At 43.4% G+C, this 23,935-nt stretch carries 24 protein-coding genes and 1 pseudogene; 20 read left to right on the top strand and 5 right to left on the bottom strand.

Translation table 11 applies throughout. The features are described 5' to 3' along the window. Nucleotides 1-10: 10 nt before the first annotated feature. Nucleotides 11-979 (bottom strand): NAD(P)/FAD-dependent oxidoreductase, encoded by a 969-nt coding sequence (locus FXF62_RS01525; RefSeq protein WP_149517380.1) that lies wholly within the window; start codon nucleotides 977-979, stop codon nucleotides 11-13. Between the two features lie 110 nt (nucleotides 980-1,089). After that, nucleotides 1,090-2,406: an FAD-containing oxidoreductase gene (locus tag FXF62_RS01520; RefSeq protein WP_149517379.1), complete on the bottom strand. Its 1,317-nt coding sequence runs from the start codon at nucleotides 2,404-2,406 to the stop codon at nucleotides 1,090-1,092. A gap of 174 nt (nucleotides 2,407-2,580) precedes the next feature. On the opposite strand from FXF62_RS01520, the gene FXF62_RS01515 reads away from it, so the two are divergent. The 6 genes and pseudogenes from FXF62_RS01515 to rpsU all read left to right on the top strand — a co-directional run bounded on the left by FXF62_RS01515 (nucleotide 2,581) and on the right by rpsU (nucleotide 7,060). Next, entirely contained in the window at nucleotides 2,581-2,937 is a 357-nt protein-coding gene (locus FXF62_RS01515) for a DUF1304 domain-containing protein (protein WP_149517378.1), read from the top strand. A gap of 112 nt (nucleotides 2,938-3,049) precedes the next feature. Next, nucleotides 3,050-3,427 carry a BlaI/MecI/CopY family transcriptional regulator gene (locus tag FXF62_RS01510; protein WP_048765241.1) on the top strand — a complete coding sequence of 126 codons (378 nt, stop codon included), beginning with the start codon at nucleotides 3,050-3,052 and terminating at the stop codon, nucleotides 3,425-3,427. 15 nt (nucleotides 3,428-3,442) lie between these two features. Continuing rightward, nucleotides 3,443-4,954, top strand: a complete 1,512-nt coding sequence (locus tag FXF62_RS01505; RefSeq protein ID WP_149517377.1) for a M56 family metallopeptidase — start codon at nucleotides 3,443-3,445, stop codon at nucleotides 4,952-4,954. A 299-nt stretch (nucleotides 4,955-5,253) separates the two neighbouring features. Beyond that, nucleotides 5,254-5,984: pseudogene (locus FXF62_RS01500) on the top strand (polyphosphate polymerase domain-containing protein). 11 nt (nucleotides 5,985-5,995) lie between these two features. Continuing rightward, nucleotides 5,996-6,679, top strand: a complete 684-nt coding sequence (locus FXF62_RS01495; protein ID WP_149517376.1) for a DUF4956 domain-containing protein — start codon at nucleotides 5,996-5,998, stop codon at nucleotides 6,677-6,679. Between the two features lie 204 nt (nucleotides 6,680-6,883). Further along, nucleotides 6,884-7,060: a 30S ribosomal protein S21 gene (gene rpsU / locus FXF62_RS01490; RefSeq protein WP_000048054.1), complete on the top strand. Its 177-nt coding sequence runs from the start codon at nucleotides 6,884-6,886 to the stop codon at nucleotides 7,058-7,060. A gap of 98 nt (nucleotides 7,061-7,158) precedes the next feature. Here rpsU and mscL read toward each other — a convergent pair whose 3' ends face one another. Further along, nucleotides 7,159-7,545, bottom strand: coding sequence for a large conductance mechanosensitive channel protein MscL (gene mscL, locus FXF62_RS01485; protein ID WP_149517375.1), 387 nt, complete (start codon nucleotides 7,543-7,545; stop codon nucleotides 7,159-7,161). Nucleotides 7,546-7,679: 134 nt separating this feature from the next. Here mscL and dnaG point away from each other — a divergent pair, with 134 nt between their 5' ends. The 3 genes from dnaG to FXF62_RS01470 all read left to right on the top strand — a co-directional run bounded on the left by dnaG (nucleotide 7,680) and on the right by FXF62_RS01470 (nucleotide 11,061). Further along, nucleotides 7,680-9,485 carry a DNA primase gene (gene dnaG, locus FXF62_RS01480; RefSeq protein ID WP_149517374.1) on the top strand — a complete coding sequence of 602 codons (1,806 nt, stop codon included), beginning with the start codon at nucleotides 7,680-7,682 and terminating at the stop codon, nucleotides 9,483-9,485. Between the two features lie 2 nt (nucleotides 9,486-9,487). After that, complete coding sequence (gene rpoD, locus FXF62_RS01475; protein WP_062198728.1) at nucleotides 9,488-10,600, top strand: RNA polymerase sigma factor RpoD; 1,113 nt, start codon at nucleotides 9,488-9,490, stop codon at nucleotides 10,598-10,600. Nucleotides 10,601-10,722: 122 nt separating this feature from the next. Next, on the top strand, nucleotides 10,723-11,061 hold the full coding sequence (locus FXF62_RS01470) for a metal-sulfur cluster assembly factor (RefSeq protein ID WP_045497205.1): 339 nt from the start codon (nucleotides 10,723-10,725) through the stop codon (nucleotides 11,059-11,061). An 83-nt stretch (nucleotides 11,062-11,144) separates the two neighbouring features. Here the strand turns inward: FXF62_RS01470 and birA are convergent, their stop codons facing one another. Next, nucleotides 11,145-12,080 carry a bifunctional biotin--[acetyl-CoA-carboxylase] ligase/biotin operon repressor BirA gene (birA, locus tag FXF62_RS01465; RefSeq protein ID WP_149517373.1) on the bottom strand — a complete coding sequence of 312 codons (936 nt, stop codon included), beginning with the start codon at nucleotides 12,078-12,080 and terminating at the stop codon, nucleotides 11,145-11,147. 15 nt (nucleotides 12,081-12,095) lie between these two features. Further along, nucleotides 12,096-13,097, bottom strand: a complete 1,002-nt coding sequence (locus FXF62_RS01460; RefSeq protein WP_149517372.1) for a LacI family DNA-binding transcriptional regulator — start codon at nucleotides 13,095-13,097, stop codon at nucleotides 12,096-12,098. Nucleotides 13,098-13,296: 199 nt separating this feature from the next. Between FXF62_RS01460 and FXF62_RS01455 the strand changes: the two genes are divergently transcribed. The 11 genes from FXF62_RS01455 (at nucleotide 13,297) to pstA (ending at nucleotide 23,935) form a co-directional block, all read left to right on the top strand. Further along, complete coding sequence (locus FXF62_RS01455) at nucleotides 13,297-14,475, top strand: galactokinase (RefSeq protein WP_149517371.1); 1,179 nt, start codon at nucleotides 13,297-13,299, stop codon at nucleotides 14,473-14,475. Between the two features lie 219 nt (nucleotides 14,476-14,694). Next, on the top strand, nucleotides 14,695-16,176 hold the full coding sequence (galT, locus tag FXF62_RS01445) for a UDP-glucose--hexose-1-phosphate uridylyltransferase (RefSeq protein ID WP_149517370.1): 1,482 nt from the start codon (nucleotides 14,695-14,697) through the stop codon (nucleotides 16,174-16,176). A 45-nt stretch (nucleotides 16,177-16,221) separates the two neighbouring features. Beyond that, nucleotides 16,222-17,223 (top strand): UDP-glucose 4-epimerase GalE, encoded by a 1,002-nt coding sequence (galE, locus tag FXF62_RS01440; protein ID WP_187984208.1) that lies wholly within the window; start codon nucleotides 16,222-16,224, stop codon nucleotides 17,221-17,223. A gap of 143 nt (nucleotides 17,224-17,366) precedes the next feature. Next, nucleotides 17,367-18,290 (top strand): bifunctional riboflavin kinase/FAD synthetase, encoded by a 924-nt coding sequence (locus FXF62_RS01435; protein WP_316578645.1) that lies wholly within the window; start codon nucleotides 17,367-17,369, stop codon nucleotides 18,288-18,290. 119 nt (nucleotides 18,291-18,409) lie between these two features. Beyond that, entirely contained in the window at nucleotides 18,410-18,808 is a 399-nt protein-coding gene (locus FXF62_RS01430) for a Spx/MgsR family RNA polymerase-binding regulatory protein (protein WP_005590248.1), read from the top strand. 3 nt (nucleotides 18,809-18,811) lie between these two features. Beyond that, nucleotides 18,812-19,090 (top strand): UPF0223 family protein, encoded by a 279-nt coding sequence (locus FXF62_RS01425; RefSeq protein ID WP_005590249.1) that lies wholly within the window; start codon nucleotides 18,812-18,814, stop codon nucleotides 19,088-19,090. Then, nucleotides 19,080-19,850 (top strand): inositol monophosphatase family protein, encoded by a 771-nt coding sequence (locus FXF62_RS01420; protein ID WP_149517367.1) that lies wholly within the window; start codon nucleotides 19,080-19,082, stop codon nucleotides 19,848-19,850. Before FXF62_RS01425 ends, FXF62_RS01420 begins: the two co-directional genes overlap by 11 nt. Before the next feature lies 1 nt (nucleotide 19,851). Beyond that, on the top strand, nucleotides 19,852-21,165 hold the full coding sequence (locus FXF62_RS01415) for an RsmF rRNA methyltransferase first C-terminal domain-containing protein (RefSeq protein WP_149517366.1): 1,314 nt from the start codon (nucleotides 19,852-19,854) through the stop codon (nucleotides 21,163-21,165). A 97-nt stretch (nucleotides 21,166-21,262) separates the two neighbouring features. Continuing rightward, nucleotides 21,263-22,147: a phosphate ABC transporter substrate-binding protein PstS family protein gene (locus FXF62_RS01410; protein WP_149517365.1), complete on the top strand. Its 885-nt coding sequence runs from the start codon at nucleotides 21,263-21,265 to the stop codon at nucleotides 22,145-22,147. Then, on the top strand, nucleotides 22,144-23,061 hold the full coding sequence (pstC, locus tag FXF62_RS01405; RefSeq protein ID WP_015604880.1) for a phosphate ABC transporter permease subunit PstC: 918 nt from the start codon (nucleotides 22,144-22,146) through the stop codon (nucleotides 23,059-23,061). The genes FXF62_RS01410 and pstC overlap by 4 nt, the downstream gene beginning before the upstream one ends. Further along, nucleotides 23,051-23,935, top strand: coding sequence for a phosphate ABC transporter permease PstA (gene pstA, locus FXF62_RS01400; RefSeq protein ID WP_149517364.1), 885 nt, complete (start codon nucleotides 23,051-23,053; stop codon nucleotides 23,933-23,935). Before pstC ends, pstA begins: the two co-directional genes overlap by 11 nt.

Below are 23,935 nucleotides of genomic sequence, written 5' to 3'. Positions count from 1 at the left end.
AGCCGTTTTTTTATAGGCTTGTAGAATGTTTGGGTTGGACTTTTTGCTCAGGATAGATATGGTTAATGGCATTGTTGACAGCAGTAGGTGCTTCACCTAGTCCAGTCGCAATCAGGTCAATCTTTCCCTCGTAGCTGCAGCAGTCACCAGCTGCATAGATACCTGGCACGGAAGTTTCTTGCTTGCTATTGACCAAAATCTTGTGACGGTTGAGCTCCAAGCCCCAATCTTTGAGATTGCCGACAGAGGATTTAAAACCGTAGTTGACAAAGAGATGATCCAGCGGCAAAAGCTGACTTTCCTCTCCCTTGACTTGGCTGATTTCCAAGTGGGTAATCTTGCCGTTTTCGCCGACCAATCGACTGGGTACAAATGGTGTCTTAATCTCAACACTGGAAGCCTTGAGTTCTTCCACGCTATGCTCTAAAGCCCGGAAGTTGTCCCGACGATGAACCAGGCTAGTTTCTGCGATTTTTTTAAAAGCTAGTGCCCAGTCAACAGCCGAGTCACCGCCTCCCAAAACAACAACCTTTTTGCCAGCGTACTGGCTGATGTTTGAAACGTGATAGTGAAGGTTGCTGTAGATTTCCGCATCGTCTAACTCCAAAGCTCTTGGTTTGAAGGCGCCGCCTCCCATGGCGATGATGATGGTTTTGGTCTGATGCTGGGCTTGAGAAGTCGTGATGGTGAAGCCTACATCCGCTTTGACGATATCCAGCACTGTTTCATTGAGGCAAATCTCAGTCTGGAAAGTTTCTAGTTGCTCAATCAGACGCTGTGTCAGTTTTTCACCAGTCAAATTAGTAAAGCCTGGCACATCCAGAATTTTCTTTTCTGGGTAGAGAATGGCCGGCTGACCGCCTAGCTGAGGTAGAGAATCAATAATTTTAACCTTGGCTTGGCGCAAATGAGCGTAAAAAGCTGCGAATAGGCCAACTGGACCGCCACCGACAATCGTAATATCATACAGTTCAGACATAATTTTCCTCAATCTTTTTAAAATAAACTAGCATTATTGTATCACAAAAATAGGTCGAAATGTAATTAAATTTTTGTAGGTATTGTAAAAGCCCCATCAGGGGCTTAACATTAGATAGCAAATAAATCATTGAGGTTTTCAGCCAGCGTTGGGTGGGTGAAGATTTGCTTGCTCAAGTAGGTATAAGGAATCTTATTATCCATGGCTACAGTCAGGATATTGATAATTTCCTGAGCCCCTGCTGAGAAGATTGTTGCTCCGACGATTTCCTTGGTCTCTGTGTTGACAACGGCCTTAAAGGCGCCGCGTAAGTCAGCATTGACATGTCCGCGAGGCATTGCTGCGACTGGAATCTCCTTCACTGCAATCGGCAGTCCTTGCTCTTTGGCTTCCTTTTCGGTCAATCCGATTTGAGCCAAAGGCGGTGTGATGAACATGCTGGTAGGGACGTTTTTACGGTCTTCCAGTGTGTAGCTACCGTCGCCAGCCAGATAGCTATAAAGGATACGGAAGTCATCTAGTGAGATATAAGTGAACTGCAGACCGCCATTGACATCGCCCGCTGCAAAAACGCCAGGTACAGATGTTTCCAAGTGCTTGTTGACCTTGATAGCTCCGCGCTCTGTCAGCTCGATATCTGTATTTTCTAACTGCAGGGGCTCAACATTCGGCTTGCGGCCAGTAGCATAGAGCAAGGCATCAAAGCGGAATTCTCCATCCTCTGTTACAACCACAACTTCAGCACCATCATTTTTAATCTGCTTGGTTTGCACATTTTGCAGGAGCTGGATCCCGTCTTCTTCCATGTATTGCTTAGCTAGAGCAGCGATAGAAGGCTCTACTCGAGGGAGAAAGACAGGAGCAGCATCCAGCACAGTCACCTGACTGCCCAGTTTGTTATAGAGTCCGGCAAATTCTAGGCCGATGTTACCGCCACCCAGAACTCCTAAGCGTTTAGGAAGTTCCTTCAGATTTTGAATGCCAGTTGAGTCATAGACGTGTTCGGTCTCAGTCAGTCCTGGAATTGGCAGGACATTGGAAACAGCACCAGTATTGATGACAATAGTTTCAGCCGTCAGTTCCTCTTTTTCATCTCCAGTTGTGATTTCGATGACTTTATTGGAAAGGAAATGAGCTTCCGCATCAATAATGTCAACACCAGCGCCACTGATTGCTGCGTAGTTCTTGCCGTTGAGACGGCTGGTTACAGCGTTCTTTTCAGCCATGACTTGGTCGAAAGCCAGGCCTTTCTCAGCTGCGACAAGCAGGGTCTTGGTTGGGATACAGGCGATATTGATACAGGTTCCCCCATACATAGCCTTGCTTCGCTCAATCAAAGCAACTTTTTTTCCTTGGGACGCCATTTTGGCTGCCAATGTTTTACCGGCCTTACCAAAGCCGATGACAATTAAATCATAGGTTAACATAATTTACCTCCATTTTTCAAAAAGATTGTATCACATCTAGTCGGAAAATGCTCATTTCTGCTACGCCTATTTTAAAAAAGTGTCATAAAGCATTTTATTGGAAGCAAATTTTAGAGTTTTTTCTTGCTCTATGTTATACTTTTTTTCGTCATTAATTTTTATAAGGAGAAGGAAATGTCTATTTTTACACTGATTTTGGCAAGTTTGGTTGCCTTGGAATTTTTCTATATTATGTACTTAGAGACCATCGCAACGACTTCAGCTACGACAGCACGGGTCTTTGGTATGTCTCAAGAGGAGTTGGAGCAGCAGTCGGTCAATACCCTTTTCAAAAACCAAGGAGTTTATAATGGTCTGCTGGGGATTTTGGTTTTAATTGCGGCCTTTGTCCAGCCTAATCCAGTTTGGCTAGGAATTTTTATGGTTTATATCATCTTGGTGGCAGCATACGGTGCAGTGACCAGCGATCCGAAAATTCTGCTCAAGCAGGGTGGTTTGGCAATGTTGACTTTGCTGAGTTTATTTTTCTAAAAAGGAGCGGAAAATAGCGATTTCCAGCTCTTTTTTTACATAATGATTGACTTTTTTATTAGACATATGTAGAATAAAATTAGAAGAAGACTTTAGAAAGTATGGAAATATAATGAATAATTCAATTAAACGTTTACCAGATGGTGAATTTGCCATCTTAAAGATTATTTGGCACCTGCCAAATCCAACGACTTCTGCTCAAATTATGGAAAAGCTGGGTGAAGATAATCATTGGAAACCTCAGACCTTGTTGACAGTTCTGGCTCGCTTGACGGAAAAGGGCTTTTTAGAAAGTGTCCGCAAGGGGCGTGAAAGGCAGTACACGGCCTTAATTTCGGAAGATGAGTACCTAGAGGTAGAAACGTCAGACTTTTTGAAGCGCTATAGCGGACATTCCATGGGTGGCTTTGTCAAGACCCTCTTTTCGTCCAATTCTTTTTCAGAAAATGAGCTGGATGAGCTACGCAATTTGCTGAATCAGAAAGAGTAAGATAAGGTAGCAGCCATGAAACGGTTGCTTTTGTCTTTCCTCTTAACCAGTCTATCAACGTCGATTTTGGTTCTGCTGCTGAGCCCGCTTTTTACAGCCCTTAAGACCAAAATTTCAGTCAAGGTCAAGTATTTTATCTGGTTTTTAATCTTGCTGAGTTTTCTGTTCCCATTCCGTCCCCAGTTCGGTTCTGGCTTTATTCTCCTGAGTACTGGGGCAAGTGTTCAGACAGTCGTTAGAGCTAGCCAGACAGGCGGAGGGCAAGCTGTCTCTCAAGTAACCGAAAAAGCTAGCCAGGCCAATCTCTGGGAGTCTTTTCTAGGTCTGCCTTGGTTTGAAATATTCTTTATCATCTGGCTGCTTGGTTGTGCATTTAGCCTAGGGAAATATGCCTATTCTTATATCCGTTTCAAAAAGATGTTGCAACGTTGGGGGACAGAGGTTGCGGACGAAGAAACTTTGTTCCAGTTGCATTTGATCAAAGAAAAGATGGGTGTTAAAAGCAAGATTCGCTTGCTTCACTACCCTATGACACAGAGTCCAATGTTGCTCGGTTTCAGGGAGATTTTGATTGTGCTACCTGAGCTGGACTATACGGAGGAGGAACTTCAGCTGATTTTTCAGCATGAGTTGACCCATTATCAGCATCGGGATGTCTTGATTAACCTTTTTGCAATTTTGGCTAAGAGCCTGCATTGGTTTAATCCAGTGGTTGGTTTTGCTTGTCGGGAAACTCAGGAAGCAGGAGAAATGTACTGTGATTACGATGTTCTGAGTAAAAAAGACACAGCTTATCGAACTTTTTATGGTGAGACTATTCTGACGATGATCGATCGTAGTAAGAAGACTCCGATTGCTTTGACGACTTGTTTTTACTCGTATAAGTTTAATCTTAAGCGGCGAATTATTGGTATTATGGACCACTGCCTGCCGAAAAAGTTCCTGTCTGCTTCTTTCCTAGTAGCAGTTCCTCTACTTTTGCTCTTGACTAGCTCGGCCTTTGCCTTAGAAAATCCAGTCGCACAAGATAGTAAACTTGTCTTAGAGTCTAAGAAAGCGGAAGGACTTAGTCAGCGTCAGGCCTTAGAAACAGTTTTGAAGGAACTTTCTCTGGCTGAAAAGGACATTAAGGATGTGCAGATTTCACGTGAGAAAGGCAATTATAAGATTCTCTTTTCACACGGACAGACGGCCCATGAGATGCTTGTCAATGCCAAGACTGGAAAAGTCGTCCAATCCAAGCAGCATACCATTGTCGAAAAGACAGTAACAGTTGAAAAAGAGGTTATTCCATCTTCATCTTCTGCAGCGACTCCAGCTGATAGTGGAAGTGGGAATGGGAATGCAGGTCAGACGGGAAGTGTTAGCTCGCCGACTCCTGCGACCAATACTGTGACAAATTCAAATACAAGCACCAGTACAGCACCTGTCCAACCTCCTGCTCAAACTAGCTCCTCAAAGAGTAAGGATAAAGATAGTGACGATGATAAAGACGGTGACGACGATGATGATGACGATGACGATTAGATAAAAGATTCTACCAATCAGACTTTCTTGAAAGAAGCAGTGATTGGTAGAATTTTTTTATCTTTATTTTTGGTAAAATCTAGTCTTCAACTCATAAATTGAGGTAAATTTTAAAGTTTTTTTAATTTTAGTAATTTTCCCCTTTACTTTTGAAAACTACAAGTGTAGAATGTAACTATAAACTACAAATGTAGAATAAAATTTTGAAAATACTGTCCGGAAAGTAGAAAATAGTAGAGCAAGGGCTCTCTTTCTTTTAAAACCACAAACTACATTTGTAGAACAAAAGGAGAATACAAATGAAACAAAAACAAATCCAAACTAACTTCCAACGTGTTGAAACAAAGTACATCTTAGATCGTGTAACCTTGGCTCGCTTAGAAGGTGAAATGCATGCTTACCTCATTCCAGATGATTACGCAACTTCTACCATTTCAAATATCTATTTTGACAATGATTATTTTCAAATGATCCAAGATTCGATTGCTAGAAGAGGTGGTCGTGAAAAGCTACGGATGCGGACTTATGCAGCGAAGCCAACAAAGGATAGTCAGGTATTTTTGGAAATCAAGAAAAGTCTGAGGACGTTGGTTTCAAATATCGACTTGTTTCAAATCTAACTTCAGTCGTTAATTATATTGAGAAGGGACTTGCAGACCAGACTATTTCCGATGAGCGGGTCAAGACAGAAGTGGAGCTGTTGCAGGAGCGTTATGCAGGCTTAAAACCGAAAATGGTGATTAGCTATGACCGTTACTCGATGAAGGGCTCAGAGGACAAAAAAGTTCGTGTGACGATTGATTCAAATATCCGCTTCCGTGATTATGATGTAGACTTGACTTCAGGTCGCCACGGATATCCACTATTAGAAGAGGATATGGTGATTATGGAAATCAAGGTTCCAGGGGAATATCCTCAGTGGATGTCAGAAATTTTGAACAAATACGGCCTTGAAGATCAGTCCTTCTCAAAATACGGCAAAGCCTATCTAAAATCTAAAGAATTGATTCCTCAAGCCGCCAAGGTTTAAGGAGAGAAACAATGATTACACAACTATTTAACAGTATCTATTCTTCGGCTGAAGTCAAGGTTAACCCTCTAGCTCTAATAGCCTCCCTCGTGACTGGCTTGATGTTGGGATTCATTTTGGCCAAGGTCTATAAGCACCAAACTATTTATACCAAAGAGTTTGTCATCACGCTGTCTCTCTTGCCAGCTATTATCTCCATTATCATTTTCTTGGTAAATGGAAATCTGGGCACCAGTGTCGCTGTAGCAGGAACATTCAGTTTGATTCGTTTCAGATCAGCAGCAGGAGGATCTAAAGAACTTTTGACTATCTTTATGGCGACAGCGATTGGGATTACGACAGGAATGGGTTTCTTAACTCTAGGAGTTTTTTTCACGCTCCTCATTTCCTTCTTTTGGTTGCTCTTTGAAAAGATGGGTTTTAGTTCGGTTAGTCAAACCAGACGTTATGTACAAATTCAGATTCCAGCTGAATTAGACTATGAAGTCCTTTTTGAAGCAATCTTTGAAACAGCCTGCAAAAGCTTTGAGTTGACCTCTGTCCAGTCCGTTGACAATAAGTTTATCAAGTTGGACTACGTGGTTGATTTGAAAGCAGATGTAAGCGACCAGCGCCTCATCCAACGCTTCTTACGCCATGAGAAAATTAAGAATATTTCCCTCTCGAAAGAAGCTAAAAAACGAAAGACCTTGTAAAGTAAAAACCAGCTGTTATTTTGAGACAGTTGGTTTTCGTAACTTTTCAAAAATTGGGTAAAACCTGATAGTTAAGTATTTCCGCTAGCAATATGTTTTGAAACCTCAAAAATTCAGACACATACGAATGACATAAAATACTTGACACGACTTTCTATATGTGGTATCATTATATAGATTTTGGACTTGAAGGGAGTGAAAAAAATGTCAAAAACAGTAGTACGTAAGAATGAATCTCTTGACGATGCTCTTCGTCGTTTCAAACGTGCGGTTACTAAAGCTGGTACTCTTCAAGAAACACGCAAACGTGAATTCTATGAAAAACCTTCTGTAAAACGCAAACGCAAATCAGAAGCAGCTCGTAAACGTAAAAAATTCTAATAAATAGAATGAGAAAGCAGCCGATTTGGCTGTTTTTTTCTTTTGAATGGGAAGCACATAATAAAAACAGCACTGATTTTTTCAGTGCTGTTTGGATATTAGTTTTGTTTTTCAAGCAAGCTCTTGATTTCTTGCAGAACTTCAAGTTCTGTTGGTCCAGCTGGTGCTTCTTCAGCAGCTTCTTCGTTCTTTTTAGCAAGGCTTTGTGCTTTTTCAGCAGACTTAACGATGAAGAAGAGAACAGTACCGACTACCAAGAAGTTGATCACGGCGCTCAAGAAGTTACCATAAGCTACTCCGTTCCATTTCAATTGAGAAATTTGCTCTAATTGTGCAGCTTTCAAAATTGGGTTGAGGAAGAGGGGAGTGATAACGTCAGTAATCAATGAGTTGACGATTGCTCCGAAAGCATTCGCAATGATAACCCCGACTGCCAAGTCAATCACGTTACCTCGTAGCAAAAATTCTTTAAGATCCTTTAACATTTTCTTTTCCTTTCAAAAAATAATTTAATATTTGTGGTTATATTATAGCTTAAAGTAGCAATTATTTCAAGTCATTTGCCTATCAAATGTTTTACATTTGCGTCAAATTATTATAAAATATAGAGTGATATTCTATGATAAATTGGAGGTATTGTCTATTGGATAAAGAAATGATTTCTGAAATAAAAAATAGTGTCAATATCGTCGATGTCATAGGAGAAACAGTAGCCTTGACCAAGGCTGGGAGAAATTTTCTGGGACTTTGTCCCTTTCATGGCGAAAAGACGCCCTCTTTCAATGTTGTAGAGGACAAGCAGTTCTATCACTGCTTTGGATGTGGCAAGTCGGGGGATGTTTTCAAGTTTATTGAGGACTACCGAGGCGTATCCTTTATGGATGCTGTGCAGATTGTCGCAGACAGAGCGGGCATTTCCTTAGGTATGGAGAGAGCTAGCGCAGATCGACCGAGACAGGCTCATCCGCATCAGGCGCTCTATGATATTCATACAGAAGCAGCGAAGTTTTACCATGCGGTTCTGATGACGACCAAGATAGGAGAAGAAGCGCGTGCTTATCTCTACAAGCGTGGGCTGACGGATGAAGTCATTAAGCATTTTCAAATCGGACTGGCTCCCAATGAAGGCAACTATCTTCATAAGAGTATGGCTGGTAAGTTTGATGAGTCCACTATCATGAACTCGGGTCTTTTTAATTTGGCAGAGAATAATCTGGTTTACGATGCTTTTCAGAACCGGATTATGTTTCCTTTGACCAATGACAAGGGTCAGGTTGTCGCCTTTTCTGGTCGGATCTGGCAAGATTCGGAACTTGGTTCACAGACTGCTAAGTATAAGAATAGTCGCAGCACCCCTATTTTTAATAAAAGCTATGAGCTTTATCATCTGGATAAGGCCAAGCCGGTGATTAAAAAGAGCCATGAGGTCTATCTGATGGAGGGCTTCATGGATGTGATTGCGGCCTATCGGGCTGGAGTTGAAAATGCAGTCGCATCTATGGGAACAGCTCTGACACCTGAGCATGTCCAGCATCTGCGTAAGTATTGCAAGAAGATCATTCTGACTTATGATGGAGACAGGGCTGGTCAGGCTGCGACAGCCAAGGCTTTAGAGGAGATACGGGATATGTCGGTAGAAATTGTATCCTTTCCTGACAATATGGATCCAGATGAATTTATTGCTAAAAATTCTGCCGAGGAATTGCGACAATTTCTGACCAAAACGCGAATTAGTGATGTAGAGTTCCTTTTGCGTTATCTCAAGCCGGATAATATTGAAAATTTGCAGGCTCAGATTGAATTTGTAGAGCGAATGGCGCCTATTATTGCTCAGACGCAATCTATTACAGCTCAGAATTCCTATATTTATATGTTGGCTGAGTTGCTGCCAGATTTTGATTACCAGCAGGTAGAGAATACGGTTAACAATAGTCGTTTGACTGAACGAAGTAGTCGAAGTGGGCAGCAGTCGGAATCTCTAAGAAGACCTGTACTGGTAGATCTTCCGCTGTCTAAACAGCTATCACGGCTGATAAAGGCGGAAATCCATATCCTCTATCGTATGGTACATAATCCGCTGGTTTTAAATAGCTATCGGCTTCGTACAGATTTTGCCTTTGATACGGCGGAATTGCAGGAGCTATACGAGCTTTTACTGACCAATGGTGAAGTGACTTCGCAGGATTTATCTAGCTTACCAGAAAGAGTCCAGCAACTTTGGTATCGGATGTTGGAGGAAGATTTGCCAGAGGAGATGGAAGATGGAGAATTGGCAGAAGTTGAGCTGACTAGGGAACGCGAATTGCTTCGAAAGAATAATCAGCTGATTAGCAAAAAGGTTCGAGAAGCTTTGCATACTGGAGATGACGATGCCGCTATATTAGAGGTGGAGCGCTTTATCGCACAAAAAAGAAGAATGGAGTAGGTATGGCTACAAAACAAAAAGAAGTAACAACATTAGACGTTCAAATTGCAGAATTCATCCGCAATCACAAGCAAATGGGTGCAGCAACGGATGATGAAATAAACGACAAACTGGTCATCCCCTTCGCCTTGGACGCTGATGGGATTGAGGATTTGCTGCAGCGTATTCAGGATGCGGGCATTTCTATCACGGATAAGGAAGGAAATCCTAGCGCGCGTGTCTTGAATACTGAAGAGGAAGAGGCAGAGCTGACGGATGAAGAGCTCCTAGGGAGCAATTCAGCCAAGGTCAATGACCCAGTTCGCATGTATCTGAAGGAAATCGGGGTTGTGCCCCTTCTCAGCAATGAAGAAGAGCAGGAGTTGGCGATCTTGGTAGAGCAGGGAGATTTGGAAGCCAAACAGCGTCTAGCTGAGGCCAATCTTCGTTTGGTTGTTTCCATTGCTAAGCGCTATGTTGGCCGTGGTATGCAGTTCCTTGACTTGATTCAAGAAGGAAATATGGGACTGATGAAGGCCGTTGATAAGTTTGATTACACCAAGGGATTTAAGTTTTCAACTTATGCAACATGGTGGATTCGTCAGGCGATTACTCGTGCGATTGCCGACCAAGCTCGGACTATTCGGATTCCGGTCCATATGGTGGAAACCATCAACAAGCTAGTTCGCGAGCAACGTAATCTCTTGCAGGAATTGGGTCAAGATCCAACGCCGGAGCAGATTGCTGAGCGTATGGATATGACGCCTGACAAGGTTCGTGAGATTCTCAAGATTGCCCAAGAGCCAGTTTCCTTGGAAACGCCTATCGGTGAGGAAGATGACAGCCATCTGGGTGACTTTATCGAAGACGAAGTGATTGAAAATCCAGTTGACTACACAACCCGTGTCGTTCTCCGCGAGCAGTTGGATGAAGTCCTAGATACGCTGACAGACCGCGAGGAAAATGTCTTGCGTTTGCGCTTTGGTCTGGATGATGGAAAAATGCGGACACTGGAAGATGTCGGTAAGGTCTTTAATGTCACCCGTGAACGGATTCGTCAGATTGAAGCAAAAGCCCTGCGTAAACTCCGCCATCCAAGCCGCAGCAAACCACTCAGAGATTTTATTGAAGATTAAGAAACGAAGAGCAAGGGGGGCAGGAATCCTTCAGTAGGAAGTGTAAAGTCGGCAATTCTAGCTGAAAATAAAAGCCCCTCAAGTTAATGTGAACTTTTGCCATATCTATAAGGAGGATATGCATGTCAGAAAAAAAATACAGCCCTGAAGAAGTTGAAAAGATTAAAACGCGGATTTTGGAGAGCTTGGAGCAGGTCATCGATCCAGAGCTGGGGATTGATATTGTTAATTTAGGTTTAATCTATGAAATCCGTTTTGATGAGACCACTGGAGAAACAGAAATTGATATGACCCTGACAACCATGGGATGCCCTTTGGCGGATCTTCTGACTGACCAGATCTATGATGCTATGTCAGATGTTCCAGAGGTTACTAAGACTGATGTTAAGTTGGTTTGGTACCCAGCTTGGACGGTAGAAAAGATGAGCCGCTATGCTCGGATTGCTTTGGGAATTAAATAGCGACATCATACTTGAAGAAAGACTATACAGAAAAGCACTTGAAATGGACCATCAAGTGCTTTTTAAATGCAATTTTAGGTAGATTACCAGCTAGTCAGAGAAATTTCTCCACTGTTGAGCCAGATTTTTTGGTCGTTCTCCAACTGGACTAGAAGTTGGCCACTGTCCGAGATATCGCTGGCAATTCCTTTATAGGTTTGATTATTTTGTTGGAAACTTACTTGGCGACCAAGGACCAGGGAGTGCTTCTTGTAAAGGTAAATGAGCTCCTCTGGGTCACTTTCGAAGAAGCAGGTCCAAATTTCGGCAATCAATTCATTCCTGGTGATGGGAGCTGGGGCGCTAAAGAGCGATCCAGCCTTATTTTGCAGTTCCTTGGGGAAGTCACTAATGCAAAAATTAAAACCAACTCCGATAATAACATCTGTGACGAGGCCAGTTTCAATTGAAGTAGTGGCCTCGGTCAAAATGCCAGCAATTTTCTTATTTTTGTAGTAGATATCATTGACCCACTTGATGTCCACATCCATGAGGGTCAAATTTTTGACTGCCTTATAAATAGCCCCTGCTGTCAGAATGGTATAGGAAGGAATTTGCTCAAAAGGCAGGTTGGGCTTGAGATGGAGGGACATATAAAAGCCGCCCTGTTTTGGAGAGAAAAAATCTCGGCCGAAGCGACCGCGACCAGCGGATTGAGCAGCAGCTAGATAGAGGATATTGGCTTCGCCGCCTGCTTCCAGACCTGCTTTGGCATCTATCTGAGTAGATTGGCAATTGGGGTTGAAGGAAACCTTGATAGGTGCCTTTTTTTCAATGATTTCTGGGATTAGTAAATCCCCTACTTTGAGCTTATAGCCACGGTTTTTTACGGAATCAATCTTGATTCCTTCTTTTTCCAAGCGCTGAATGGCCTTCCAAATGGAGGTCCTGGAAATGCCCAATGTCTGAGCCAGACTTTCTCCGTTGACATAATCGTCAGCTTGGCTGAGAATGGTAAATAATTGTTCGTAGGTTTTCATAAGTTCTTTTTTCTATTAGATACTGCTTTCTCGAATGGTCAGCCTGGTAGAAAGTTTGACCATATAGGGAATGGAGTCCTCTTCGGATGTTAAACTTTGATTCAGAATGTGCAGAGCCTGCTTGCCCATTTCTTCTGTAAAAACGGTGACTGTACTGAGGCTGGGATAGATGTACTTAGCAATAGAAGTATCATTAAATGATATAATGCTGATATCTTGAGGAACATGAATTCCGTGTTCTTGCAGAGCCCGCAAGGCACCGATAGCCAAAGCATCACTGGAGATGAAGAAGGCAGGTGGCAGCTTGTCTTTGTGCTCATTGATGAGCTCTGTCATCATCTGATAGCCTGATTCCGAAGAAAAGCTGCCTACCTTAACCAAGTCAGGTTGAAAGATTTCTTTGTCAGATAGATATTGCTGAAAGCTTGCCAAACGAGGGTCGCTGATGATTCTAGTCTGGTCAGAGGTTCTTTCTTGCCCGGCAATCATGGCAATCTGGTCAAAACCAGCATTTATGAAGTGCTCAAGAACCTTCTTTACAGCATTCTCAAAATCAACCGTCACACAGCTGTGGCCCGTACTCAGCGTATCACTATCGACAAAAACTAAGTGGTTGCTGTACTGCTCCAGCTGTTGAATTTGAGCTGGGCTGAATTTACCGATGGCAATCAAGCCATTAATGTCTTTCAATATCTCAAGAGAATCGTTTTGAAAAACTCTGAGAATCTCATAGCCCAATTCTTGGGCTTTTTTTTCAATACCCAAGCGAATAGAGTAGTAGTAGAGGTCATCAAGTTCCTCCTGCTCGGTGTACCATTCTATAAGCCCGATACGGTAGGCTTGAGTCCTGTTTGGCTTAGTTTTTCTTGATTTTTTATAGTTTAGCCGCTCAGCGATGTCAAAAATCTTTTTACGAGTGCTATCACTGACTGACATGGCAGGGTCGTAATTGAGTACGCGGGAGACCGTAGCGGGAGAGACCCCAGCAGCCTGGGCAATATCCTTAATTGTAGCCATTTTTTGCTCCTATTTGTCTTATATGGGCTATTATACCTCAAAAACAAGTAAATAACAAAGAGGAATTTAGTAAATATTAGCTAATTGATTTATTAAGTAAAAATTTACTAAATTCATTGAAGTTTTACTCGAAAATAGTTATAATAAAGATAAGAAAACGATTACAATACCAAACATTTATTTTAAAGGAGTATAGCTTATGTCAAATGTCATTTCAGTAGAGCAGATCCGCGCAGATTTTGCCAAAGTTTTTGGAGTAGAAGCGGATCACACATTCTTTTCACCTGGTCGGATCAATCTGATTGGTGAGCATACGGACTATAACGGCGGCCATGTCTTTCCTGCAGCAATTTCTCTAGGAACTTATGGAGCGGCTCGTAAGCGGGACGACCAGCTCTTGCGATTCTTCTCAGGGAATTTTGAAGAAAAAGGGATTATTGAAGTGCCACTGGAAAATCTACGCTTTGAGCCTGAGCATAACTGGACCAACTATCCAAAAGGAGTTCTGCATTTTCTACAGGAGGCGGGGCATACGATCGATCAAGGCATGGATGTCTATGTTTATGGAAATATTCCCAACGGATCTGGCTTATCTTCATCTGCGTCACTAGAGCTTTTGACCGGTATTATTGCTGAGAAACTTTTTGATTTGCAGTTAGAACGTCTGGATCTAGTGAAAATCGGTAAATTAACTGAGAATGATTTTATCGGGGTTAATTCTGGTATTATGGATCAGTTTGCTATTGGAATGGGCGCTGACCAGCGAGCCATTTACCTAGATACCAATACTCTTGAATATGATTTGGTGCCGCTTGTTCTCAAGGACAATGTCGTAGTGATTATGAATACCAACAAACGTCGTGAATTGGCTGACTCTAAATACAATGAGCGTCGGGCGGAGTGTGAAAAAGCCGTTGAAGAGCTTAATCGCAAGCTGTCTATTGCTACCTTGGGGGAATTAAATGAGTGGTCCTTTGACGAGTATAGCTATCTGATAGAAGATGAAGATCGCCTCAAACGAGCTCGCCATGCCGTTTTGGAAAATCAACGCACTTCGCAGGCGAGGGCAGCTTTGCAAGCAGGCAATCTTGAAAAGTTTGGCCGTCTCATGAATGCGTCTCATATTTCATTAGAGCATGACTATGAAGTGACTGGTCTAGAGCTTGACACCTTGGTTCACACGGCTTGGGAGCAAGAAGGTGTTCTGGGAGCTCGTATGACCGGAGCTGGCTTTGGTGGTTGTGCCATTGCTTTAGTTCATAAGGACGCTGTGGACACATTCAAAGAAAATGTCGGCCGCAAGTATCAAGAAGTTGTCGGCTATGAACCTAGCTTCTACATCGCAGAAGTAGCTAGTGGAAGTCGAGTGCTGGACTAACTCACAGAAAAGAAACTTGGGTCTGGGAAAAAAGTCCTAGCCTCTCAATTGTCTTTGGATTGTCGAGCAAGACGCAGTGGTTGAGTGGGCTCTATTACGCTGATTTCATCAGCTTTTACAGCCCTAATCAACTGTGCGGAGGTGGGACGACAAAATCGAATTCTAACGAATTACCGATTTCTGTCCCACTCTCTTTACTAGAAAAAGAAAGGAAGATCTATGTCCAAGAAGTTACTGGATGCTTTTGTGTCAGCAGTGATTGACAATAGCACTTTTGAAGAAATGGACACCATCTATCTGAGCAATCGTGTTTTGGCTCGAGTGGGCGAAGGTGTTTTGGAAGTTGAAACGAATCTGGATGAGTTGATTGACCTTAAGGACCAGCTGGTCGAGGAGGCAGTTGGACTAGAAACCATTGAAGATAGTCAGACTGCGCGTGAAATCCTTGGAGCTGAGCTCATGAACTTTATTACCCCTGCCCCTAGCCAGCTCAATCGGGAATTCTGGACGACTTATGCTTCCAATCCTGAGCAAGCCGTAGCTGATTTTTACCAGCTTAGCCAAAAAAATGATTACATCAAGGTCAAGGCTATTGCTAAAAACATTGCTTTTAAAGCGCAGACTGTCTACGGAGATCTGGAAATCACCATCAATCTCTCTAAGCCTGAAAAGGATCCCAAGGAAATTGCGGCAGCTAAAAAGGCTAAGAATAGCCATTATCCAGCCTGCCAGCTTTGCATGGAAAATGAAGGTTACCAAGGTCGCTTGGACCACCCAGCCCGCGCCAACCATCGTATTATTCGATTTGATTTGGCTGGACAGGAGTGGGGCTTCCAGTATTCGCCCTATGCTTATTTTAATGAACATTGCATCTTTCTGCACAGCCAGCACCTTCCTATGGCCATTAGCCGGCTGACCTTTGAGCGCCTGCTGGACATCGTCGAGACCTTTCCAGGCTATTTCGCAGGCTCAAATGCCGACCTGCCTATTGTCGGCGGCTCTATTCTGACCCACGACCACTATCAGGGCGGACGTCATACCTTCCCTATGGAAATAGCAGAGCTGGATTGCAGCTTTACTTTTAGCGGATTTGAAGAGGTGGAAGCAGGCATTGTCAAATGGCCCATGTCCGTCATTCGGCTGAGATCTGAGAATAAGGAACAGTTGATTGAGTTGGCTGACAAGATCTTGCAAGTTTGGCGGACTTATTCTGACCCAAGTGTGCAGGTGTTGGCAGAGTCTGAGGGTGAACCGCACCATACCATCACACCGATTGCCCGCAGGAAAGATGGATCTTTTGAGCTAGACTTGGTCTTGCGGGACAATCAAACTTCCCCAGAACATCCTGACGGCATTTATCACCCTCATGCAGATGTGCAGCATATTAAGAAAGAAAATATCGGTCTAATTGAAGTTATGGGACTGGCTATTCTGCCGCCTCGGCTCAAGGAAGAACTCAAACAAGTTGAACTGTTTCTGCTGGGAGAAGAATGTCAGGTCGCTGCCTATCATCAGGAGTGGGCCAATCAACTCAAAGAGCAGAATCCAGATGTTACCGCTGAGACGGTGGAAGGAGTAGTTCAGGCCTCGGTTGGACAAATTTTCAGCCGAGTACTGGAAGATGCGGGAGTTTACAAGCGAACAGAGGAAGGGCAGGAGGCTTTCATGCGCTTCGTTCAATCCGTTGGCATCCAGCCCTAGGAAATGTGTTATAATGAATCTAGCGTAACAGGGAAAGGAAGTTTTATGGCAATTTTAGTATTAGGTGGAGCTGGCTATATCGGCTCGCACATGGTAGACCGTCTGGTAGCGGCAGGCAAGGAAGAGGTAGTCGTCGTTGATAATTTGGTGACTGGCCATCGGGCAGCTGTCCATCCGAAAGCGGTCTTTTATGAGGGGGATTTGGCGGATAAGGACTTTATGCGTGATGTCTTTGCCAAACATCCATCTATCGATGCAGTCATTCACTTTGCTGCTTTTTCACTGGTAGCAGAGTCTATGGTGGACCCGCTCAAGTATTTTGACAATAACACAGCCGGTATGGTTTCTCTCTTGGAAGTCATGCAGGAATGCAGTGTTAAAAATATTGTCTTTTCTTCGACAGCGGCGACTTATGGTATTCCTGAGGAAGTGCCGATTCTGGAAACGACTCCGCAAAAGCCTATCAATCCTTATGGTGAGAGCAAGCTTATGATGGAGACTATTATGCGTTGGGCAGACCAGGCCTATGGCATCAAGTTTGTAGCCCTGCGTTATTTCAATGTGGCCGGTGCCAAACCTGACGGTTCAATCGGTGAGGATCACGGACCTGAAACCCATCTCCTGCCCATCGTGCTTCAGGTGGCTCAGGGCAAACGCGAAAAGATTGCTGTCTTTGGCGATGATTACGATACTCCAGACGGGACCAATGTCCGCGATTATGTCCATCCTTTCGACTTAGCTGACGCTCATATTTTGGCTGTTGAGCATCTGCGTGCCGGTCAACCTTCGGATGCCTTTAACCTTGGCTCTTCGACTGGCTTTTCTAACCTTCAGATTGTAGAAGCAGCCCGCAAGGTGACCGGACATCCGATTCCTTTGGAAATAGCAGAGCGGCGCCCAGGGGATCCAGATACGCTGATTGCTTCCTCTGAGAAGGCGAGAAATGTTCTGGGCTGGCAGCCGAAATTTGACAATATCGAAACCATTATCGAAACCGCTTGGAAATGGCATTCCAGTCATCCAAACGGCTATGATGATCGTCAGTAACCAGCGTAGTTTCATAGTTTTTGCGATATTGATAGAGACACTTTGTTAGAGATAGCAAGGTGTTTTCTTGGAGCAATAGAAGTTCTTTTCATGGGATTTAATTTGTTGTAAAAAAAGCGGATACATAGTAAAATAGGAAAATGATGAAAATAAGACGAATAAATAATGAATTAGAGATAAAGCAGGAAGAAGATACAGTCTTGGTCTTGGGCTATTTTGACGGCCTTCATAAGGGACATCAGAGACTTTTTAAGGAAGCAAGGAAAATCGCAGAGAAGCAAGGACTGAAGATTGCTGTACTGACCTTTCCTGAGTCACCCAAATTGGCTTTTGTCCGCTATCAGCCAGAGTTGATGTTGCATTTGAATCATCCTGAGGAACGCGCTGCTCACTTAGAAAATTTGGGTGTGGACTACCTTTACTTGATTGACTTTACTAGCCACTTTTCTAAAAATACAGCCCAAGAATTTTTTGATAAGTACGTTGCTGCACTTAAAGCGAAAGCAGTTGTGGCAGGTTTTGATTACCATTTTGGATCTGACAAGAGAAAGGCAGAGGAGCTTGCAGACTATTTCGATGGTCAGATTGTCATCGTCTCATCAGTTAATCAAGATGAGAAAAAGATTTCTTCTACTCGGATTAGAGAGACTATTCAAAACGGTGATGTTGCCAAGGCGCATCAGCTACTAGGCTATCCTCTCTCTACTCGGGGCATTGTGGTTCATGGCAATGCTAGAGGGCGCACCATTGGCTACCCGACAGCTAATCTAGCACCATTGGATCGCGTGATTTTGCCAGCAGATGGTGTCTATGTGGTAGATGTTGAGCACAATGGCAAGATTTATCGAGGTATGGCTAGTGTTGGAAAAAATGTAACCTTTGAAGGAGATGAACTTCGGTTTGAGGCCAATCTATTTGATTTTGCGGAGGAAATCTATGGCGATACGATTCGAATTATCTGGCTGGATAAGATTCGTGATATGGTCAAATTTGATGGTATTGAAGAACTGGTTGGTCAGTTAAAGAGTGATGAAGAAGTGGCAAGAAACTGGGAATGTTCGGAATAAATGTTAGTTTTTGATATTTTTCTTAGTATTTCAAGCCGATTCTTAAAAATATCTAGTCAAGAGAGATAAAATTTAGTATAATAGAGTTAGTTACTATATAAAAATAAGAAGAGAACAGCATGATTACACTATTTTTATCGCCTAGCTGCACTTCCTGTCGCAAGGCGCGTGCTTGGTTGATTGGTCATGAAGTTCCATTTACGGAGCATAATATCATGACGAGCCCTCTGTCTGCTCCAGAATTGCAACACATTCTTTCATTGACAGAAAATGGCACTGATGACATCATCTCAACCCGCTCAAAAATTTTTCAAAAACTAGATTTAGATGTAGAGGATTTATCGATTTCAACACTTATTAAGCTGATTGAGGAAAATCCTAGTCTTTTGCGTCGCCCAATTATCCTGGATGGTAAACGAATGCAAATCGGGTTCAATGAAGATGAAATCCGTGCTTTCTTGCCTAGAGGCTATCGGAAAGAAGAACTAAGAGCCGCAACCATGCGTGCTGATATTTAAAATATGGAAAAAAATTATAGTTACCCACTAGACTTATCGTGGAGCACTGAAGAGCTTGCTTCAGTGCTTTCTTTTTTTAATGACGTAGAGCAAGCCTATGAACAGAAGATTCAAGCGGAGAAACTGCTACAGTCCTATGCAGTCTTCAAGAAAGTTGTTCCCAGCAAGGGAGAAGAGAAGCGACTCGGCCGTGAGTTTGAGACGGTCAGTGGCTATTCTCTTTATCGGGCTGTTCAGGAGGCAAAAAGGAAAGGGAAAGGAATGATTTCTCTTGGAAAATAAATTTCATTTTGCGAAAGAAATAGTTTATCAGGCAGGCGCTTTTTTAAGGGAGCATCTCTACGATGACTTGGATGTCCTACAAAAGAGCAGTCCGACTGACTTGGTGACTCAAATGGATCGGATCATCCAGGATGACCTGGTCGGGAAAATTTTAACTCAGTATCCGAACGACGCGATTTTGGCTGAAGAAAATGACCTGCGACACGACATCACGGATGGCAATGTCTGGGTGATTGATCCCATTGACGGTACCAATAATTTCATCACCCAGCGGGCTGATTTTGCTATTATGTTGGCTTATTTTGAAAATGGGCAGGGCAAGTTCGGCTTGATTTACGATGTGACAAGAGACCAGCTTTTTCATGGAGGTGGGGCTTTTGATGTTTACTGTAATGAACGGAAATTATCTGCTTTTATCGATAAGCCCTTGCAGCAATATCTTATGGCTTCAAATGCTAGTATGCTGGAGCATAATCACTGGGGACTAGCTGATTTAGCTCGTGATTGCTTAGGTGTGCGTGTCTATGGTAGTGCTGGGATTAGTTTTGCTAAGACCTTGGCTGGTGGGTTAGCCGCCTATTTCTCTTATAATTGGCCTTGGGACTATGCAGCGGCCTATGTGATGGCTGACAAACTGGGCTTCGTCATTCAGACTCTAGATGGCAATCGTCCAAATTTTCAGACCCAGGAGCCGATTATGATTGCACCAAAGTGCAAGTTGGACGAATTACAAGAGTATTTACGAAAGGGAAAAGGCTAGTATGGACTTTCCAGTAGGTTTTAAGGAAAAGTATGAGGAGCTCTTGGGTCAGGAAGCAGAGGCTTTTTTTGCGACTTTTGATCAAGAGCCGATTTCAGCCTTTCGAAGCAATCCTTTAAAAGAAACTCAGAAAGAATTTGCGGATGCGATTCCGAACACAGACTGGGGTTATTACGGAAAAGTGTCTGGTAAGTCGGTAGAACACGTCACGGGTCTGGTTTATTCTCAGGAGCCGGCTGCCCAAATGGTTGCCCAAGTTGCAGCGCCGCAAAAGGGCATGAAAGTTTTGGACTTAGCGGCTGCACCAGGCGGAAAATCTACCCATTTACTCTCTTATCTAGAAAATACAGGTTTGCTGGTTTCTAACGAAATCAATGCCAAACGTAGTAAAATTTTGGTAGAAAACATTGAGCGGTTTGGAGCGCGAAATGTTCTTGTCACCAATGAATCTGCGGATAGATTGGCTAAGGTTTATCAGGGCTATTTTGACCTCATTGTTCTGGATGCTCCTTGCTCTGGCGAAGGGATGTTTCGCAAGCAGCCAGATGCCACTCAGTATTGGAACCCAGAATATCCTGCTCAGTGTGCGCCTCTGCAGCGAGAAATTTTAGCGGACGCTATCAAGATGTTAGCAACAGGCGGGCAGCTGGTCTATTCGACCTGCACTTGGGCACCAGAAGAAAATGAAGAAATTGTCGCTTGGCTTTTAGAGAATTTTCCTTTGGAATTGCTTGAAATACCCAAAATCAATGGTATGGTTGCGGGGACTGATTTTCCAGAAACAGCTCGTATGTATCCCCACCGTTTCAAAGGAGAAGGGCAGTTTGTAGCGAAATTTTGCTTTACAGGAAGTCAATCTGCTAAAAAAATTAAAGCAGTTAGAAATAAATTGACAGCTGAGCAAAGAAAACTCTGGCAAGATTTCCAGAAAAAGCATCTAAACATTGAGCTAGAAGGACATTTAGATACTTTTGGTGACAATCTGTATCTACTGCCAGCTGGACTGCCAGACATGTCTAAGCTGAAAATTGCTCGCAATGGCCTGCATCTAGGAGAATTTAAGAAAAATCGCTTTGAACCGAGCTTTGCCTTAGGTTTAGCCTTGAGACCTAGTGAAGTCGTCTCAGTCCTTGAGATTGATGATGAGTCCTTTAGCAAATATGTAGCAGGCGAGACGGTTCGACTCTCTCAAAACTATCCAAATGGTTGGTATCAAGTGCTTGCCCAAGGTAATGGTCTGGGCTTTGCAAAAATTACTGGAAATACCTTGAAAAATTATTTCCCTAAAGGGCTTCGCTTTCGTTCAAAAGACTAGGCAAAGCCCTCTTTCTATGTTATAGTGGATATAGTGGGATTTTCAGTTTCTTTCAAGTAGACATTCCACTATTATTCTCAAGATTTCGAGGAAAAAAATGGTGAAGAAAAAATATAAGCTGATTTTGTCAGCGGTTCTAGTGCTATTTGCAGTCAGTCTGTCTGCCTGCTCCAGCTGGATTGACCGAGGGGAGTCCATGACTGCCGTTGGTTCTACAGCTCTTCAGCCGCTCGTTGAAGCTGCAGCGGATGAGTTTGGTTCGGCAAATATTGGAAAAACAGTCAATGTTCAAGGTGGCGGATCAGGTACTGGCTTGTCTCAGGTTCAGTCTGGTGCGGTTGAAATTGGCAACTCAGATGTGTTTGCTGAGGAAAAAGAAGGGATTAATGCTTCAGCCCTTGTTGACCACAAGGTAGCAGTCGCTGGAATTGCCGTGATTGTCAATAAAGAAGTGTCTGTCGATAATTTAACGGCGGAGCAACTGCAGAAGATTTTTACTGGTGAAGTGACCAACTGGAAGCAGCTGGGCGGGAAAAACCTAGAAATTTCCATCATCAATCGTGCGGCAAGCTCTGGTTCTCGAGCAACGTTTGACAGTGTCATCATGAATGGTAAATCAGCCGTTCAAAGTCAGGAGCAGGATTCAAATGGGATGGTTAAGTCCATTGTTTCCCAAACTCCTGGAGCTATTTCTTATCTGGCCTTTGCTTACGTGGATGATTCTGTCAAGACTTTGAAGCTCAATGGCTACGAGCCAACTGCCAAGAATGTTGCGACCAATGCTTGGCCACTCTGGTCTTACGAACACATGTATACTCTTGGTCAGCCTCAGGGCTTGGCAGCAGAGTTTTTGGACTACATGTTGTCAGATGAAGTTCAGGATGGAATCGTCTCAGGAATGGGCTATATTTCCATCAAGGAAATGCAGGTCAGCAAAGATGCTGATGGAAATGTTACGAGCTTAAAAGGAGATAGCAAATGAGAAATGAAGAATTAGCAAAGAAATTACTATCCCCTTCGAAAAACTCTCGTCTGGAAAAATTTGGTAAATATATCACCTTTGCCTGCCTGTCTTTAATCGTCCTGATTGTAGCCATGATTCTAATCTTCGTAGCACAAAAAGGTCTATCGACTTTCTTTGTCAACGGAGTCAATGTGTTTGAATTTTTATTTGGCTCCACTTGGAATCCGTCAGGTAAGGAATTCGGTGCTCTGCCCATGATCTTGGGGTCTTTCATTGTTACAATTTTGTCAGCTCTGATTGCAACGCCATTTGCGATTGGAGCAGCTGTCTTTATGACTGAAGTGTCGCCTAAAGGGGCCAAGATTCTTCAGCCTGCAATCGAGCTCTTGGTTGGCATTCCGTCTGTTGTTTACGGATTTATCGGCTTGCAGGTTGTGGTTCCCTTTGTTCGGACTGTTTTTGGTGGTACCGGATTTGGGATTTTATCTGGTATTTTCGTACTTTTTGTCATGATTTTGCCGACCGTTACCTTTATGACAACAGACAGTCTTCGTGCTGTGCCGCGTCACTATCGTGAAGCTAGTTTGGCTATGGGGGCTACGCGCTGGCAAACTATTTGGCGGGTAACACTCAAGGCTGCTCGCTCAGGTATCTTTACAGCGGTGGTTTTTGGAATGGCGCGTGCCTTTGGGGAAGCCTTGGCCATTCAGATGGTCGTTGGTAACTCTGCGGTGATTCCAACCTCTTTGACAACACCTGCGGCGACTCTGACTTCCGTTTTGACTATGGGAATCGGAAATACCGTTATGGGAACCGTTGACAACAATGTCCTCTGGTCCTTGGCTCTGGTCTTGCTGTTGATGAGTCTGGCCTTTAACAGTGTCATTAAATTGATTACAAAAGAAAGAGGTAAGAAAAACTATGCACGCTAAGAAATTAGATAAATTGGCGACTGGTATTCTCTACACGATAGCTGGTATCATTGTTGCTATCCTTGCCTCCCTGATTCTTTATATCCTGGTAAGAGGATTGCCGCATATCTCTTGGTCTTTTCTGACGGGTAAATCTTCTTCCTATCAAGCTGGTGGTGGTATTGGGATTCAGCTCTACAATTCCTTCTTCCTTTTAGTCATTACCTTGATTATCTCTGTGCCTTTGTCTATGGGGGCTGGGATTTACCTAGCTGAATATGCAAAAAAGGGTCCTGTGACAAATTTTGTCAGAACCTGTATTGAGATTTTGTCTTCTCTACCATCAGTCGTTGTGGGTCTCTTTGGTTACTTGATTTTTGTAGTCCAGTTTGAGTATGGATTTTCAATCATTTCAGGTGCCTTGGCCTTGACGGTCTTTAACCTCCCTCAGATGACTCGAAATGTTGAGGACAGTTTAAAACACGTTCACCATACACAACGTGAGGCTGGTCTGGCCCTCGGAATTTCTCGTTGGGAGACTGTGGTCCATGTCGTCATTTCAGAAGCCCTTCCAGGTATCGTAACAGGTGTTGTCTTGGCCTCTGGCCGTATCTTTGGTGAGGCTGCCGCTCTTATCTATACGGCAGGACAATCCGCTCCAGCCCTTGACTGGTCTAACTGGAATATCCTCAGTGTTACCAGTCCTATCTCAATCTTCCGTCAAGCAGAAACCTTGGCTGTCCACATCTGGAAGGTCAACAGTGAAGGAACCATTCCTGATGCTACTATCGTATCAGCAGGTTCTGCTGCTGTGCTCCTCATCTTTATCTTGATTTTTAACTTTGGAGCACGCAAACTCGGAAGCTATTTACACAAGAAATTAACCGCTGCCTAA

The organism is Streptococcus cristatus, from assembly GCF_008369405.1.
GTDB classification, from domain to species: Bacteria; Bacillota; Bacilli; order Lactobacillales; family Streptococcaceae; genus Streptococcus; species Streptococcus cristatus_G.
This window is presented reverse-complemented; position numbering and strand designations above follow the sequence as displayed.